This is a genomic window from Nonlabens sp. Hel1_33_55 (assembly GCF_900101765.1).
In the GTDB taxonomy this organism is placed as follows: Bacteria; Bacteroidota; Bacteroidia; order Flavobacteriales; family Flavobacteriaceae; genus Nonlabens.
The window spans coordinates 1,570,910-1,587,500 of the sequence record NZ_LT627735.1 but is presented as its reverse complement, the minus strand read 5'-3'; the positions used below and the strand labels follow the sequence as shown (position 1 = coordinate 1,587,500).

General features: G+C 39.2%; 13 protein-coding genes (1 of these 13 only partly in view). 10 read left to right on the top strand and 3 right to left on the bottom strand.

The window, feature by feature from the left end; translation table 11 throughout:
• Positions 1–886: the 5' portion of a serine hydroxymethyltransferase gene (glyA, locus tag BLO34_RS07065; RefSeq protein ID WP_090753956.1), read on the bottom strand. Its footprint begins 392 nt before the window's first position; only the first 886 of its 1,278 coding nucleotides appear in the window; the start codon lies at positions 884–886; its stop codon lies beyond the left edge, outside the window.
• Between the two features lie 99 nt (positions 887–985).
• On the opposite strand from glyA, the gene fahA reads away from it, so the two are divergent.
• From fahA to BLO34_RS07015, 10 genes are all read left to right on the top strand, one after another.
• Positions 986–2,284, top strand: a complete 1,299-nt coding sequence (fahA, locus tag BLO34_RS07060; RefSeq protein WP_090753951.1) for a fumarylacetoacetase — start codon at positions 986–988, stop codon at positions 2,282–2,284.
• A 64-nt stretch (positions 2,285–2,348) separates the two neighbouring features.
• Positions 2,349–3,941, top strand: coding sequence for a bacillithiol biosynthesis cysteine-adding enzyme BshC (bshC, locus tag BLO34_RS07055; protein WP_090753949.1), 1,593 nt, complete (start codon positions 2,349–2,351; stop codon positions 3,939–3,941).
• Positions 3,942–4,017: 76 nt separating this feature from the next.
• Positions 4,018–5,547 carry a glutamine-hydrolyzing GMP synthase gene (gene guaA / locus BLO34_RS07050; RefSeq protein ID WP_090753945.1) on the top strand — a complete coding sequence of 510 codons (1,530 nt, stop codon included), beginning with the start codon at positions 4,018–4,020 and terminating at the stop codon, positions 5,545–5,547.
• Between the two features lies 1 nt (position 5,548).
• Positions 5,549–7,504, top strand: a complete 1,956-nt coding sequence (locus tag BLO34_RS07045; protein WP_090753943.1) for a LysM peptidoglycan-binding domain-containing protein — start codon at positions 5,549–5,551, stop codon at positions 7,502–7,504.
• Between the two features lie 7 nt (positions 7,505–7,511).
• Positions 7,512–7,916 carry an OsmC family protein gene (locus tag BLO34_RS07040; RefSeq protein WP_090756516.1) on the top strand — a complete coding sequence of 135 codons (405 nt, stop codon included), beginning with the start codon at positions 7,512–7,514 and terminating at the stop codon, positions 7,914–7,916.
• Between the two features lie 403 nt (positions 7,917–8,319).
• Positions 8,320–9,939, top strand: a complete 1,620-nt coding sequence (locus BLO34_RS07035) for a CTP synthase (RefSeq protein ID WP_090753938.1) — start codon at positions 8,320–8,322, stop codon at positions 9,937–9,939.
• 102 nt (positions 9,940–10,041) lie between these two features.
• Positions 10,042–11,859 (top strand): membrane protein insertase YidC, encoded by a 1,818-nt coding sequence (gene yidC / locus BLO34_RS07030; RefSeq protein WP_090753936.1) that lies wholly within the window; start codon positions 10,042–10,044, stop codon positions 11,857–11,859.
• Between the two features lie 25 nt (positions 11,860–11,884).
• Complete coding sequence (locus BLO34_RS07025; RefSeq protein WP_090753934.1) at positions 11,885–12,484, top strand: SprT-like domain-containing protein; 600 nt, start codon at positions 11,885–11,887, stop codon at positions 12,482–12,484.
• A complete protein-coding gene (locus BLO34_RS07020) occupies positions 12,481–13,557 on the top strand; it encodes a mannose-1-phosphate guanylyltransferase (protein ID WP_231959583.1) in 1,077 nt (358 codons plus the stop codon). Before BLO34_RS07025 ends, BLO34_RS07020 begins: the two co-directional genes overlap by 4 nt.
• Positions 13,557–14,990 (top strand): DUF389 domain-containing protein, encoded by a 1,434-nt coding sequence (locus BLO34_RS07015; RefSeq protein WP_090753928.1) that lies wholly within the window; start codon positions 13,557–13,559, stop codon positions 14,988–14,990. The genes BLO34_RS07020 and BLO34_RS07015 overlap by 1 nt, the downstream gene beginning before the upstream one ends.
• Positions 14,991–15,003: 13 nt before the next feature.
• On the opposite strand, the gene BLO34_RS07010 is transcribed toward BLO34_RS07015, so the two are convergent.
• Together BLO34_RS07010 and BLO34_RS07005 are read right to left on the bottom strand one after the other, a co-directional pair.
• Entirely contained in the window at positions 15,004–15,768 is a 765-nt protein-coding gene (locus BLO34_RS07010; RefSeq protein ID WP_090753926.1) for an ABC transporter ATP-binding protein, read from the bottom strand.
• The gene (locus BLO34_RS07005; RefSeq protein ID WP_090753924.1) at positions 15,765–16,499 is read right to left on the bottom strand and encodes an MlaE family ABC transporter permease; all 735 of its coding nucleotides are present in this window, start codon (positions 16,497–16,499) and stop codon (positions 15,765–15,767) included. The genes BLO34_RS07010 and BLO34_RS07005 overlap by 4 nt, the downstream gene beginning before the upstream one ends.
• Positions 16,500–16,591: the final 92 nt, after the last annotated feature.

The following is a 16,591-nucleotide window of genomic DNA, read 5'->3' as shown; positions in this document are numbered from 1 at the left end:
CCGTGTAATGAAGAAATTCTTCTTGTAAAGCTTCTTCAAATGCCACAGCCTTTGCAGCGATAATATGCATTAAAGGTCCACCTTGGTTACCAGGAAAAACTGCGCTATTCAACAATGTTGACATCATTTTCAATTTTCCATTTTTCAATTTCTGGCCAAATGGATTTTCAAAATCTTTCCCCATAATTATAATTCCACCACGAGGTCCTCTCAGAGTTTTATGGGTAGTACTTGTGCATATATGAGAATGCTCAACGGCGTCTTGAAGTAAGCCCTTTGCGATTAATCCTGCTGGATGCGCAATATCTGATAGTAAAATCGCACCTACTTCATCTGCAATTTCTCTAAATCTTTTATAGTCAATTTCTCTACTGTAAGCAGAAGCTCCTGCTATTATTAGTTTGGGTTTTTCTTTATTAGCAATTTTTGCTATTTCATCATAATTCAAAAGTCCAGTTTCACGTTCTACTCCATAAAATGATGTGGTATAAAGTTTACCAGAAAAATTAACAGGAGATCCATGGGTCAAGTGACCACCATGAGAAAGGTCGAAACCTAAAATTTTATCTCCGGGATTAAGGCAAGCGTGATAAACAGCGGTATTTGCTTGACTACCAGAATGAGGTTGAACATTTACATACTCCGCATTGAATAAAAGCTTTGCACGTTCAATGGCTAATGTCTCAATTTTGTCTACGACTTCGCAACCTCCGTAGTATCTTTTATCTGGATAACCTTCAGCATATTTATTGGTTAAAATAGAACCAGCAGCTTTTAGAACGTTATCACTTACATAATTTTCGCTTGCTATAAGTTCGAGGCCAGAAGCCTGTCGTTTAGCTTCTAAATCTATTAGATCAAAAATCTCATTATCCATGGTAGTCATTTGTGAAAAATTTATATACAAAAATACATCACAACCTCTATGTTAGCTCTTCTCAACAACAGTTTTGAGGTTTACTTTTAAACAGTTTAACAACTATATATGCCAGCCGAAACTAACAACCCAAACCGTAGGTCATGGATAGGATACAGCAAGGATTCCCATTTCCCCATTCAAAACATCCCTTTTGGAGTTTTTCTTACTCGAGAGAATGTTATTACTATTGGAACTCGTATCGGTGATCATGCCATTGATTTAGGTGCCTTGCAAGAGTTAGGCTATTTTTCCAATGTGCCTTTGACTGATGATATGTTCATGCAGGATACTTTAAATGATTTCATTTCGGATGGTAAAAAAACATGGAGACTTGTTCGCAACAGAATAGGTGACATATTTGATAAAGAAAATTCTGAACTCAGAGATCATAAAGAGAATAGAGATCGTGTTATTTTTCATATGGATGAAGTGGAGATGCAATTGCCTGTTCTTATAGGTGACTATACTGATTTCTATAGCAGTAAAGAACACGCTGTGAACGTTGGTAGCATGTTTAGAGATAAGGAAAATGCCTTAATGCCTAACTGGATTCACATGCCTATAGCTTATCATGGTAGATCCAGTTCTATAATACCTTCTGGTATTAATATCCATAGACCTAAAGGGCAAATGCTGGATAATAACAGTCAAGATCCAATTTTTGGTTCATCAAAAAAAGTTGATTTTGAGCTGGAGACCGCTTTTATCACTACGGATGCAAACAAATTAGGAGAACCCATCGATATCAATCATGCAGAGGATTACATTTTTGGAATGGTGCTGCTCAATGACTGGAGTGCCCGTGATATTCAAAAATGGGAATATGCGCCTTTAGGGCCATTTTTAGGAAAGAATTTTGCAACTTCTATAAGTCCTTGGATTGTGACGATGGATGCTTTGGAGCCTTTCAGATGTTCTGGTCCAGATCAAGAAAAAACGCCTTTGAAATATTTGAAGCACCGGCCAAAAAGTAGTTTTGATATACATCTTGAGGTGGATCTCACTCCAGAAAATGGCACGCCTACCACTCTTACCAAATCAAACTTTAAGCATCTTTATTGGAGTATGTCCCAGCAACTTGCGCACCACACCATTAATGGATGCCGTATTAACAGTGGAGACCTTATGGGAAGTGGTACTATATCTGGATCCACTTCAGACAGTTATGGTTCAATGCTAGAGCTTAGCTGGAACGGGCAACAACCTATAAAGTTGAACGACGGTACACAGCGCAATTTTATTGAGGACAACGATACGGTAACGATGAGAGGTTATTGCAACAATAGTTCGGTACGTATAGGTTTTGGCGAGGTTTCTAACAAGTTAATTCCTTCATACACCTCTAGCGGTAAAGGCAGCAAATAGTTGTAATTTTAGTTCGCTTTCGCGAAAGCGATATCATTCAACCACCCTACCACCATCCAGCTACATGATTTCAAACAAGATTCCATACCAAGAACTTCGATATTTTTCAAAAATAATTAAAGCATATTTAAAGGAATCCAGTGAGGTGCAGGATCTATACAATCGTTTTCCTCGCATTGAAAACTTTAAAGATCAATTATCAGAAAAGTCCCAACAAGAAAGTCTAGCAGATACCCGAAAGGTTCTATCACGAGTCATCTCTCAACAATATAGTGAGATCGACTCAATCGCAGCAGTGAATGAAAATATTACGCTCTTAAAGGAAGAGAATACTTTTACTGTTGTTACGGGACACCAACTCAACTTATTTACAGGACCACTTTATTTTCTTTATAAGATTATTTCTACAATCAATCTTTGTAAAGCTCTAAAGTCAGAATATCAAGACTATGATTTTGTGCCCGTATACTGGATGGCGACTGAAGATCATGATTTTGACGAGATAAAATTCTTCAATTTTGGTGATCATAAATTGGTTTATGAAAGGGAAAGTGCTGGTGCTGTTGGGCGTCTTGATACAGATGGTCTCGAGAACATCAATGAGCAATTGAATATACTTTTGGGAGCCTCTCGATTTGCAGAGGAACTATCAAATCTATTTGCAAATTCCTACAATGCGGAAAATTTAGCAATCGCAACCAGAAAGCTAGCTCATGAATTATTCAAGGACGATGGATTGATAATTATCGATGGAGATGATACTGAACTCAAGCGACTAGCCATTCCATATTTTAGAAACGAACTTGTTCATAAATCTTCATTTAACGCCGTCGGGAAAACGTTGGAAAACTGGAATGATGGTTTTAAAATTCAAGTAAATCCTAGGGAGATTAACTTGTTTTATTTGACTGACGATGGTCGTTATCGCATTATCGAGCGTGACGATAGATTCTACTTAGATGGTAATGAAACAGAATTTTCCAAGGAAGAAATATTAAATGAGTTGGATCAACATCCAGAACGATTTTCTCCTAACGTAATTATGAGACCGCTCTATCAAGAGATTATTCTACCTAATTTATGTTACATAGGAGGTGGTGGCGAGATAGCTTACTGGTTACAACTCAAGAACTATTTTGATAGTGAAGATATTCCGTTCCCTATTTTATTACTGCGTAATTCGGCATTGTTGGTAACAGACAAACAGCTAGAAAAGCTTGACGCTTTAGAACTAAAAGTTACAGATTTATTTAAAGTAGATCATGAGCTTAACGAGCAAATCATTAAACAGGTCTCTGAGATTGAAATTGACTTCAAAAGCCAGAAAGAATTTCTAAAAAAACAGTTCGATCATCTTTATGAAATTGCTCAAGATACAGATCCATCATTTTTGGGAGCCGTTGGCGCTCAAGAGCGTAAACAAATTAAAGGGCTAGAAAACTTAGAAAAGAGACTTCTAAAAGCTCAAAAGCGTAAATGGAACGATCATCTAGAGCGAGTCGCTCAACTCAAAAACGAGCTTTTTCCTAACGACAGTCTTCAAGAACGGCAAGCCAACTTCTCATTTTTTTATAAAGATTTAGGACCAGAATTATTGCAAATCCTCAAGGATTCACTGAATCCTTTAGACCCAAGATTCACGGTTATTGAACTGTGAATAATCGGCCTCACATTCTTGATAAGTGACGCAGTAAGCGTGATTCCTTTTTTCTTTTAAAAAGCTAAATTTGCACATGCAGAACAGTGTTTTAATTCTAGATTTCGGTTCCCAGTACACACAACTCATCGCACGACGTGTGCGCGAGCTCAATATTTACTGTGAGATCCATCCATTTCATAAAGTTCCTGAAGATCTTTCTTCCTTTAAGGCGGTTATTCTTTCAGGTAGTCCTTTTTCAGTTCGTGCAGATGACGCGCCACATCCAGATTTGAGTTCAATAAAAGGTAAACTACCATTATTGGGAGTTTGTTATGGAGCACAATACCTGGCTCATTTTCATGGCGGTCAAGTAGCACCTTCTAATACGAGAGAATATGGTAGAGCTCATCTAACCGTAATCAAGGATGCAGAAACCCTATTCCAAAACATTACAGAGAATTCACAAGTGTGGATGTCTCACAGTGATACAATTAAATCCTTACCAGAAAATGCGGTAACTCTTGCCAGTACACAAGATGTCCTAAATGCAGCCTATAGAGTTGATGGTGAGCAAACCTATGGAATACAATTCCACCCAGAGGTTTATCATAGTACAGACGGCAAGCAACTGCTACATAACTTCTTAATAGAGATAGCTGGATTAAAACCAGACTGGACTCCAGGCGCATTTGTAGACATGACGGTTGAGGAGTTGAAGGAAAAAGTAGGCGATGATAAAGTGGTATTGGGATTAAGTGGTGGCGTTGATTCTAGCGTTGCTGCCATATTACTTCACAAAGCTATAGGCAAGAACCTCTATTGCATATTTGTGAACAATGGTTTGTTGCGCAAGGACGAGTACGATCAAGTACTGGATCAGTATAAGGACATGGGACTTAACGTCAAAGGAGTCGATGCGACGGCACGGTTTATGGATGCCTTGAAGAATGTGGAAGATCCTGAGTTAAAACGAAAGGCCATAGGCCGCGTATTTATTGAGGTTTTTGATGATGAAGCTCATGCTATTGAAGACGTAAAGTTTCTAGCGCAAGGAACTATTTATCCTGATGTTATTGAAAGTATATCAGTGAATGGACCTAGTGCGACCATCAAATCGCATCACAATGTAGGCGGCTTGCCAGACTTCATGAAGCTTAAAATCGTGGAACCGTTACGCATGTTATTTAAAGATGAAGTGCGTCGCGTAGGAGCAGAAATGGGAATGGCCAAAAACCTTTTAGGCAGACATCCATTTCCTGGACCAGGACTCGCGATACGTATTTTAGGAGATGTGGATCAGGAGAAAGTGCGATTGTTACAAGAGGCAGATGCGATTTTTATAGCCAACCTTAAGAAGTGGGAACTGTATGACAAGGTATGGCAAGCTGGAGCAATTCTGCTACCCGTGAATTCCGTGGGTGTGATGGGTGATGAGCGCACTTATGAAAAGTGTGTTGCGCTACGTGCGGTAGAAAGTACTGATGGTATGACGGCAGATTGGGTAGATCTACCTTACAAATTTCTGCAGGATACCAGTAACGAGATAATAAATAAGGTCAAGGGCGTTAATAGAGTAGTGTATGACATTAGTTCTAAACCACCCGCAACCATTGAATGGGAATAATATGATACGATATATAACAGTTATTTTGTTGGTTTGTTTCGCTTTCGCGAAAGCGAATTCATCAACATTTCAAAGCTATGAACGACATGTAGTGGAGCAAGGAGACACCATGTACATGCTTACTAATAAATACAATGTCACCGCAGAGCAGCTCATGGAGTTGAATCCTGATCTGAAATTAGGTTTGAAGAGCGGTGCCACATTATTGATACCCAAATCAATGAGCGCGATAACAAATCGACCCATTGAAGAATATGAAACCCATAAAGTAAAGCGCAAGGAAACTTTGTATTCCCTATCAAGAGAATACGGTGTCACAGAGCTGGATATTAAAGAAGCCAACAAAGAATTGTACTCCAGCCCATTGCGCAAAGGTGACCGCATCAAAATCCCAGTATTCAAAAATGTGGCCCAACCCGAAAAACCGATCGTTATTGATATCATTCCAGGAGTCACTGATATCGTCAAGGTTTCTGAAGCTAAGGTGGAAGTCAAAAAAGGGCAGTATAGAGTAAAAAAATCAGAAGGGAAGTATCGCGTAGCTGTAAATAATAATATCACCATGGCACAGCTGGAAGCTTGGAATCCTGATTTAGGAGAACTTGATGAAGGCATGATAGTGAATGTTGTCAACCCTAAGGATATGGCAGCAAGTACTGAGAACATTTCAAAGCTGCGCTACATAAGTTATGAGGTAGAACCTAAAATGACTATGTACAGTCTTGAAAAGATGAGTGGTCTCAAAGCAGATTCTTTGATAGCGATTAATCCAGCTTTGAAGGATGGTGTAAAAAAGGGTATGACGATTAAGATACCTTATAGAGGCTTGAATGAGAAAGAGGCTCCAGAACTTTGGAACAGTACGGCTAAATATGCGAGACTGGTAGATAGTCTAAAAAACTTCAAGAATCAACGTATTGCTGTTATGTTGCCGCTGTCCATATCTGGCGTTTCCAGCGATGAATACGGCGATCAGCTTAAGAAAAGTAACATAATGAGAATTGCCACAGACTTTTATAGTGGTATGATGATAGCAAGAGATAGCGCTAAAACATTAGGAGTGAATGTACAGTTTGATGTTTTTGACACGGGCAACAGTGAGAGCGCAACTCTCAAAATTGTTAGAGACAACAACTTTAAAAATTACAATAGTGTAATAGGCCCTTTACTGGCTAAAAATGTAGTAGCCGTTGCAAAAGAACTGAAAGATGACGATATACCAGTAATATCACCGCTTACAAATACTAGCGTTCGACTTTATAAAAACTTATTTCAGGCTAGACCGGACGAGCAGTTTTTAATGAATAGGCTTAAAAATTATTTGGTTGGATTTAGCAAAAATAAAAATGTGATTATAGTTACAGATAACAAGAATCCTCAGTTTAAAGATGAGTTTGCACCTTTATTCCCTAATGCAAAAATCTTATATCCGGACAAGAACAATTACATATCTAGCTATAAGTATACCAGTGCGCTTTCAAAAGAAATGGACAATGTTGTTATTATGGCCGTGGATCAAGTAGGTTTCATCACAGATGCTGTCTCTAATTATGCCGCTAAGGCCAGGACACATAATATCACTATGGTTGGGATGGATGATTATGATGATATGAATGTCAATAATATGGGGCTTGCTGCGGTGAATTATACTTATCCAAAAATGAATAGAAATACAAGTAGTGAGAATGTATTTGCAACGCACTATTTCGCAAAACACGGCATAACGCCTAGTAATTATGCTACAAGAGGATTTGATGTAACCATGGATGTCATTTTAAGACAAGCTAGCGCAGATAATCTTTATGAGAGCGCCGTACGCAATGGTAAAACCATCATGGTAGAGAACAGCTTTGAGTACAACAAGAGGTTCCTTGCTGGTTTCTACAATGAAGCTTGCTATATCTTAAGATTTCAGCCAGATTTAAGTATTGAAGAAGTATCGATTTATGGAGAATAATAAGAATATTACCTCGCAAGTGGAGTATCTAGGTGATTTGCGTTGTAAGTCGACCCATATCAAAAGTGCCAATACTTTCAATACAGATGCACCAACTGATAACAACGGTAAAGGAGAAGCGTTTTCACCTACTGATACCGTTGCCACAGGACTTGCGAGCTGTATGTTGACTGTCATGGGAATTAAAGCAAGAGATATGTCTCTCGATATATCAAAAAGTAATGCCACCGTTATTAAAACTATGGCGGCAGAACCACGCCGGATCTCACAAATTGATGTTCATTTAGAAATGACTGGTAATTGCGATAAACGTAGCCAGCTTATTCTAGAGCGTGTGGCTATGACCTGTCCAGTTCATAATAGCTTGCACCCAGAGATAAAGAAGAACATCACATTTGACTGGGGAACCTAAATCTCCAAATTATTTAATCGGGCTTTATAGAGACTATCCATTTTAATAGCTGAATTTTAAAGCTCCAAGCTCCAAGCTCCAAGCTCCAAGCTCCAAGCTCCAAGCTTCAAGTTCCAAGTTCCAAGTTCCAAGTCTCAAGCTCAAAGAGTCAGGCTTAACTTCCGTAAATCATATTAGTAGAGTCGTTGGTATGATTTTTCCTCTTTGAATCATTAAATGCATTTCTATAATTGCTTCGTGAAAATTTGTGAGTTGTATTTACCAATTCCCTAGATTACCACGCACCAAAAAACACAATTCTCAACGTGTTGAAATATTCCATTTTTAGCACCTAGAGTTTTCCTAATTTGCTCATAAAATAAGTACTTTTGCAGCTGGTTTTAAAAAAGGACAGCGCGATTTTATGGCACATGCAAAGTATATATTTGTCACTGGTGGAGTTACTTCCTCATTAGGAAAAGGGATCATCGCCGCTTCACTGGCAAAGCTATTGCAAGCTAGAGGATTACGAGTTACCATCCAAAAGCTGGATCCTTACATAAACGTTGATCCTGGAACCCTAAATCCTTACGAACACGGCGAGTGTTACGTTACAGAAGATGGAGCAGAAACTGACCTAGATCTAGGTCATTACGAACGCTTCCTTAACGTGAATACCTCACAAGCCAATAACGTTACAACCGGCCGCATTTATCAAAGTGTTATTGACAAAGAAAGACGTGGAGAGTTTTTAGGTAAAACCGTCCAGGTAATTCCGCATATAACAGATGAGATTAAACATCGCATCCAGATCCTTGGAAAATCTGGAGACTATGATGTGGTCATTACTGAGATAGGTGGAACTGTCGGTGATATCGAGTCTTTGCCATACATAGAAAGTGTAAGACAGTTAAGTTGGGAGCTAGGCGAGCATAATTCGCTGGTGATTCATTTGACTTTGATTCCGTATTTGAGTGCCGCCGGAGAATTAAAAACGAAACCTACACAACACAGTGTAAAAACATTAATGGAAAGTGGTGTACAGGCAGATATTCTAGTTTGCCGTACAGAGCACGAGCTTTCTGAAGATATTAGATTAAAGCTAGCACGATTTTGTAATGTGAAGCCTGAGGCTGTAATCCAGTCGATTGACGTTGAGACCATTTATGATGTTCCTAACAAAATGCAGGAACAAGGTCTTGATACCGTGGTGATCAAAAAACTGAAAATTAAAACTGGTGCCGAGCCAGATTTAGGTCGCTGGAATCAGTTTTTACAACGTCACAAAAACCCAAAATCAGAGGTTACCATAGGTCTTATAGGTAAATACGTAGAGCTACAGGATTCTTATAAATCTATCCTAGAGGCCTTCATTCATGCAGGTGCAGAAAATGAGGTAAGCGTTAACATTGAGTCCATACACAGCGAGCATCTTGAAGTAGATCAAGTCTCAAATCACCTAGAACATCTTGATGGATTGTTGGTGGCTCCAGGATTTGGCGAGCGTGGAATAGAAGGAAAGATTGAGGCTGTCAGATATGCTCGCGAGAATGGGATTCCGTTTTTTGGAATCTGTTTAGGGATGCAAATGGCGGTAATTGAATACAGTCGCAATGTATTGGGAATTGAGGATGCCAATTCATCAGAGATGGCACAAGAGACCAAAAACCCAGTCATCTCTTTGATGGAAGATCAAAAGGATATATTGGATATGGGCGGCACCATGCGTTTAGGCGCTTGGGATTGTGAGCTCAAATCTGGCAGAATTAAGGAAATTTACGGTCAGGATCTGATTTCAGAACGCCACCGTCACAGGTATGAATTCAACAATGCCTATCGCGATCAGTTGGAAAAAGCTGGGCTCGATTGCACGGGAATCAATCCTAAATCTGGACTGGTAGAAGTGATCGAGATTGCAGACCATCCATGGTTTGTAGGCGTGCAGTACCATCCTGAATATAAGAGTACCGTAGCGGCACCGCACCCGTTGTTCACATCGTTTGTCAAGGCTGCTGCAGATTATAAAAAAGAGAATAACCATTGAGATGAGTGCGCTTTCGCGAAAGCGATATCATCAACCATCAAGTAAACAAAATATGGGTTTGCGCCCAATTAAGAAAATACATCCTGCAACTGGGAATTAGTTATGGAAGAGAAAAAAACGGATTGGAAAACGTTATTGGGAATGACCTTGATTTTTGGTATTCTCATGTGGACGTTTCTTTATAATCAGGAAGAAACACAACCTATTGAGGAAACAGGTACAGAGCAGGCAATCAACGTAGAAGATGATGCACCTATAGCTACAGCGGTGGATACAACGGCCGTTGTTACAGACTCGACCCAACAAGCTGCTCAAGTAGGTAAACAGGTGACGTTGTCCAATGATTTATTGGAACTTAAATTCAATACTAAAGGTGCCATCATCGAGACTGCGCTTCTCAAGAAGTTCAAGACATTTGATTCCTTGCCGGTGTATCTAGCTAAGGAAAATGATCACTCATTTGATCTGATTTTAAAAGCTAAAGATGGTCGTGAAATCCACACTAAGGACCTAGTCTTCAACGCTACGGAATCCACAAATGGTAGTAACAAGGTTTTGGCATTGACAGCTCCTGTTGGTTCAGGATCGATCGAGTATAGGTTTGAAATGGAACCCAACAATTACATGTTGGATTTCAACATTAGAACTCAAGGAATTGCTGGGTTAGTAAATACTTCAGAAAATCCAGTAATTGATTGGACGATGAAAGCTTACCGTCGCTCAAAAAGTATGACCAATGAGAACCGTTATACAGAGATCAAATTTGAATACGATGGCGGCAGTGATGATTACACAGGTCAAGGAGATACAGCAGATGAAGAAGCCGAAAGCATCACTTACGTGGCGTATAAACAGCATTTTTTCTCTTCCATTCTATTAACAGATACACCATTCGTGAGTGGATTAATGGAATCCACCAACATTGAAGAAATCAATGAAGAGCAGGATGAGTTTACCAAGGAGTTTGAGTCAAAGCTATTATTAGAGTATAGTGGTGGCGAGTTGGCGTATAATATGGATTGGTATTTCGGTCCAACAGATTTTGATATTCTTGATGGTTATGATCGCAACCTTGATGAAGTAGTAGATTTAGGTTGGGGAATTTTTGGATGGATTAATGAATTCGCAATCAGACCGTTGTTTACCTTCTTGACAGTTAAATTGGGAATTGCATTTGGTATTGCTATTATTCTCCTCACTATTTGTGTAAGATTGGTATTATCTCCAGTGCTTTATAAAAGTTACTTGACACAAGCTAAAATGAAAGTCCTGCGTCCAGAACTAAACCGCATTGCGGAAAAGTACAAGGACAACGCAATGAAAAAGCAGCAGGAAACCATGAAGGTTCAAAGCGAGGCAGGTGCGAGTCCTTTATCGGGTTGTTTGCCGGCGCTGTTGCAAATGCCTGTTTTCTTTGCTCTGTTTAAGTTTTTCCCAACGGCTTTTGACTTAAGACAAAAGAGTTTCTTATGGGCAGATGACCTATCTAGTTACGATACTATCTATAAATTCCCAGAAGGATTTGAAATTCCATTTTATGGGGATCACGTGAGTCTATTCCCAATTCTGGCATCTATTTCCATATTCTTCTATATGCAGATGACGACGGGTCAAAGCATGCAAACCACGCAACCTGGAATGCCTAACATGAAATTTATCATGTATTTGTCTCCGCTATTTATGTTGGTTTTCTTCAACAATTATGCGAGTGGTTTATCGCTTTATTACTTTGTTTCCAATTTGATTACCATTGGGATTATGTTAGTGATCAAGAACTTTATCATCGACAAAGATCGAGTTCTTGCCAAAATCGAAAAGGCTAAAGCAAAACCTAAGAAGAAAAAAGGACGCTTTGCCTCTAAGATGGCCGAAATTATGGAGCAGGCACAGGCACAACAAGAAGCCCAAAAGAAGAAATAAACTTCTTTAGAATATCTTTAATGGAATGAGCGTACTTGAAAAATATCTTCCAGCAACTGCGGTACGACCGCTAACAGCCTTGCTGGAAGTTCATCAAGTTCATTTGAAGATTGTCAACGAGCGACAGACCAGACATGGTGACTATCGACCGTTGCCAGATGGTTCCCATAAAATCACTATAAACGCAAACTTAAATACCTATAGGTTTTTAATCACATTGGTACACGAGATTGCTCATTTGGTGGCATTCAAGAAATACGGTTACCGAATCAAACCACACGGACTTGAATGGAAAAAAACGTTCCAGCAATTAATGCTGCCGTTTTTGCGCCCAGAAGTTTTTCCATCAAACCTACTACCCGTTCTCGCTAGGCATTTCAAGAATCCTAAAGCCAGTAGTGATACAGATGCTGCCATGAGTGTAGCCCTCAAATCCTTTGATCAACCTACCGATAAGGTTTATATATTTGAATTGGAATTTGGCACCTACTTTATAACCACTGCAGGTCGCAGATTCCAGCGAGGTAAGAAGCTTAGAAAAAGGTATGAGTGTCTTGAGGTAGATACTGGAAAGACCTATATTTTTCAACCTAACGTACAAGTTCAATTATGGAAAAAGATATGAGTAATAAATACGCAGTTTTAATGGCTGGTGGTGTAGGATCTAGATTCTGGCCGGTCAGTAGAAAAACGTTTCCAAAGCAATTTCATGACATGTTGGGATTGGGCAAATCATTGTTGCAAACTACTTATGAAAGAGTATTAGAGCAGGTTCCTAATCAAAATATATTGATCCTCACAAATGCAGATTACGTTGGTCTTGTCAAGGAACAATTACCCCAAATTCTAAAACAAAACATAGTGGCAGAACCTGCGATGCGTAACACGGCACCATGCATATTGCTAGCAGCTCTCAAGATTCAAAAGATGAATCGTGATGCCATTATGATTGTCTCGCCCAGTGATAGTCACATAGAAAATAATGAGCAATTCCAGAACGATTTGAAAACAGCCTTTTCATTTTGTGAGAATAATAATGAAGCGCTGATGACTCTGGGTATAGAGCCAGATACGCCCAACACTGGATTTGGTTACATTGAGTATATTCAGAGTGACGAGCCAGTTAAAAGAGTGAAACAGTTCAAGGAAAAACCCAATTTAGGGACGGCACAATCTTATCTTAAAGCAGGAAACTATCTTTGGAATTCGGGTACTTTTATCTGGTCTGTGGATGGTGTATTGTCAGCTTTCGCGAAAGCGGAACCAACATTATACAAGTTGTTTGAGAAGGGAATTTCTAGTTACAATGAACCTGAGGAGGAAGCTTTTCTAAATGAAAATTATGAAAAAGCTGAGGACATATCGATTGACTACGCGGTGATGGAAAGAAGCGATAATGTATTTACATTGCCGGTTGATTTTGGTTGGAATGACGTGGGAACTTGGGGTAGTTTATATGGAAGACTGAAAAAGGATGATGCAGATAATGCTGTTGTAAATGCACAACTTACAGCGCGCGATGCAAGTGGAAACATGATCAGAACATCGCCAGATAAGAAAGTAATCGTGCAAGGTCTTGAGAATTATATTATTGTGGATGAAGATGATGTTTTGATGATTATGCCTATTTCTGCAGATCAAGACATTAAAGAAATACGGAAAAACGCAATTGCCACCTACGGTAAAAAAATGTCATAATGGAAGAACTAAAGGAAACCAACGAATCTCAATTAGAGGAAAACCAGAAGGCTATCCTGGGTATTTGGGATAATTCCAAAAAGTTTTTAAATGACTTGCTTGACATTAGAGAAGATTCTGATCGTAACGAGACCATAGAGTCTGTACGTAAGGATATTTCTTTTCAAGGTCACAACGCTTGGATTTTGATCTTCTCCATATTTGTGGCCTCATTGGGATTGAATGTGAGTTCGACTGCAGTGGTCATTGGTGCGATGTTAATTTCGCCACTTATGGGTCCTATTGTTGGAATGGGATTAGGTGTTGCGATAAACGATGCGCGTATGTTACGAAGGTCACTGACAAATCTTGGGGTCATGGTGATTTTATCATTATTGGCTGCAACGCTCTACTTTTCGTTAACTCCTATTTCTGAATTCACTCCAGAATTGGAAGCTAGAACAGCGCCTAACGTGCTGGATGTTTTGGTGGCCATATTTGGTGGATTAGCACTAATCGTTGCCAAGGCAAAAAAAGGAACCATATCAAATGCCATTGCTGGAGTTGCGATCGCAACAGCTTTGATGCCACCGTTGTGTACAGCGGGTTATGGTATAGCAGAATGGAATTTGGCTTACTTCAGTGGAGCGATGTATTTGTTTTCTATCAATACGGTTTTTATCGGGCTATCTACTTATGTGGTTTGTAAACTGTTGAAGTTTCCAATGGTTAAGTATGCCAACCAGAAGAAACGTAAACGAATTTCTTTTATCGCAACAGCAGTAGGTATCGTTGTGCTGGCTCCATCAATTTATTTGTTTTATAAACTTTATCGAGTTCAAGTGCAAAAAAGCGCTGTGCAAGAATTCATGGACGAATATGTCCAATATGATGGTGTTCGTTCAACATCTGAATATGATCCTGTAGAGAAAAAGTTGGACGTAGTTTTGTTTGGCGCATCTGTACCAGATGTCATCATTCAGCAATGGACTAAAAAGCTGGAATCATATCCATCGTTAGTTGATGTCAACGCTCAATTTTATCAAGGTTCTGGACCCATAATGGATGGGAATTACGAGGATATCGCTAGTATCCAAGAAGAACGCATTGATGACATCAAACGCTTACAAGATCAAGGTCTCATCATAGGTGAACTTCAAAGAGAATTGGAAACCATAAAAAGCGAAAACCGAAAATTTGCCTTTATCAGTGAAGAAGCTCATTTGCTCTATCCAGAGCTTAAGTCCATCTCCTATGCACCGAACATTTCCAATAAATTCAATTCAAAATCCATGGATACCGTTGATGTGTTTACAGTAACATACAACGATTCACTAATCGCTCCTTTGGAACGTTTGAAAGTAAATAGCCGATTAAGACAGTGGTTAAAATATAGAATGAAGTCTGACAGTGTGATGGTGCAAACCGCTCAAGCCAGCGCTTCTGGAATTTAAAAAGCTTTTGTTTCTAAAGACCTTTATTCTGAGCAATTCTCACCTTGCGGAAGAGCTCTGAGCTATATACAAAGTCGGTAACAGCTTCATTATCGGTTTTGAAAATCTCCTTGTTTGATCCAGTCCAGGCGATTCTTCCATCTTTGAGGAAGATGATGGTTTCACCTATTTCAAGAACAGAATTCATATCGTGCGATATAATAACAGTAGTTATATCTGCCTCGTGAGTCAATTCCTGAATAAGGTTGTCAATTATAGTAGCTGTTTTAGGATCTAATCCAGAGTTAGGCTCATCACAAAACAGAAATCTAGGTTTATTAACGACCGCACGTGCTAGTGCTACTCTTTTTTGTTGCCCACCAGAAATCTCACTTGGCATCTTTTTATTTAGATTGACAAGGTTTACTCGTTCAAGAATATCGTTAGCTCGATCTTGTCTTTCTTTGCGACGCATTTTCGTGAACATTCTTAAAGGGAACATTACATTTTCTTCGACAGTCATGGAATCAAATAGGGCACTGTGCTGAAATAGCATTCCCATATTTTCCCTCAATTCCTTTTGACGATCTTCATCCATTTCGCTCAAGCGCTCATCTTCATAGATAATCTCGCCAGAATCTGGTTTGAACAATCCCAACATATTTTTCAGAAAGACTGATTTACCAGATCCACTGGATCCTATAATCATATTGGTCTTACCTTTTTCAAACTGGGCATTGATACCATCTAGGATGGTCTCACCATTAAAACTTTTACGCAAGTCGTTAATCTCTATCATAATAGTATAATGGTCAATAAGTAGTTAGCGATGATGATCGCGACACAAGTCCAAACAAAAGAAGTTGTTGCAGCCTGACCTACTTCAAGTGCGCCACCTTTCATGTAGTAGCCGTGGTAACTAGGGATCGTGGCCAGTATCAAACCAAACACCAGTGTCTTAATAAACGCATATACGACTTGGTATGGAACAAAATTATCCTGCAAACCGATGATAAAATCTTGTGCGCTCACCAGATCACCGTAAACGGCCGCCATGAAACCACCCAAAATACCAATAAACATTATCAAAGCTATCAGCAGTGGATAAAAAAGCATTGCTATGATTTTAGGAAATACCAGGTAATTCAATGGATTGATACCCATAACCTCAAGTGCATCGATCTGTTCTGTTACGTTCATGGTACCTATACTGGAAGTAATAAATGAACCAACTTTACCGGCCATAATGATAGATATAATAGTAGGTGCAAATTCCAGAATGATGGATTGACGCACAGCAAATCCTATTAGAGATTTAGGAATCAATGGATTGTCTAGATTAAGCGAGGTCTGTAATGCGACAACAGCTCCCATAAAAAAGGAGATGAACGCAGTAATACCGATGGAGCGTATAATTAGATCGTCCAGCTCTTTCAAAATCAGTTCTTTGAGAACCAACCCCTTTGTAGGCCTTCTAAAGACCTCAAAGAGCATAATCATGTACTTACCTAAGTGGCTTATTATTTTCATGCGTGGTAAATATATAGATAAATTAGAACTGCCGATTTAATCCTTTCTTAAACTTGACCGCATTTACAATACGTATTTTTGTAAAAATGCTC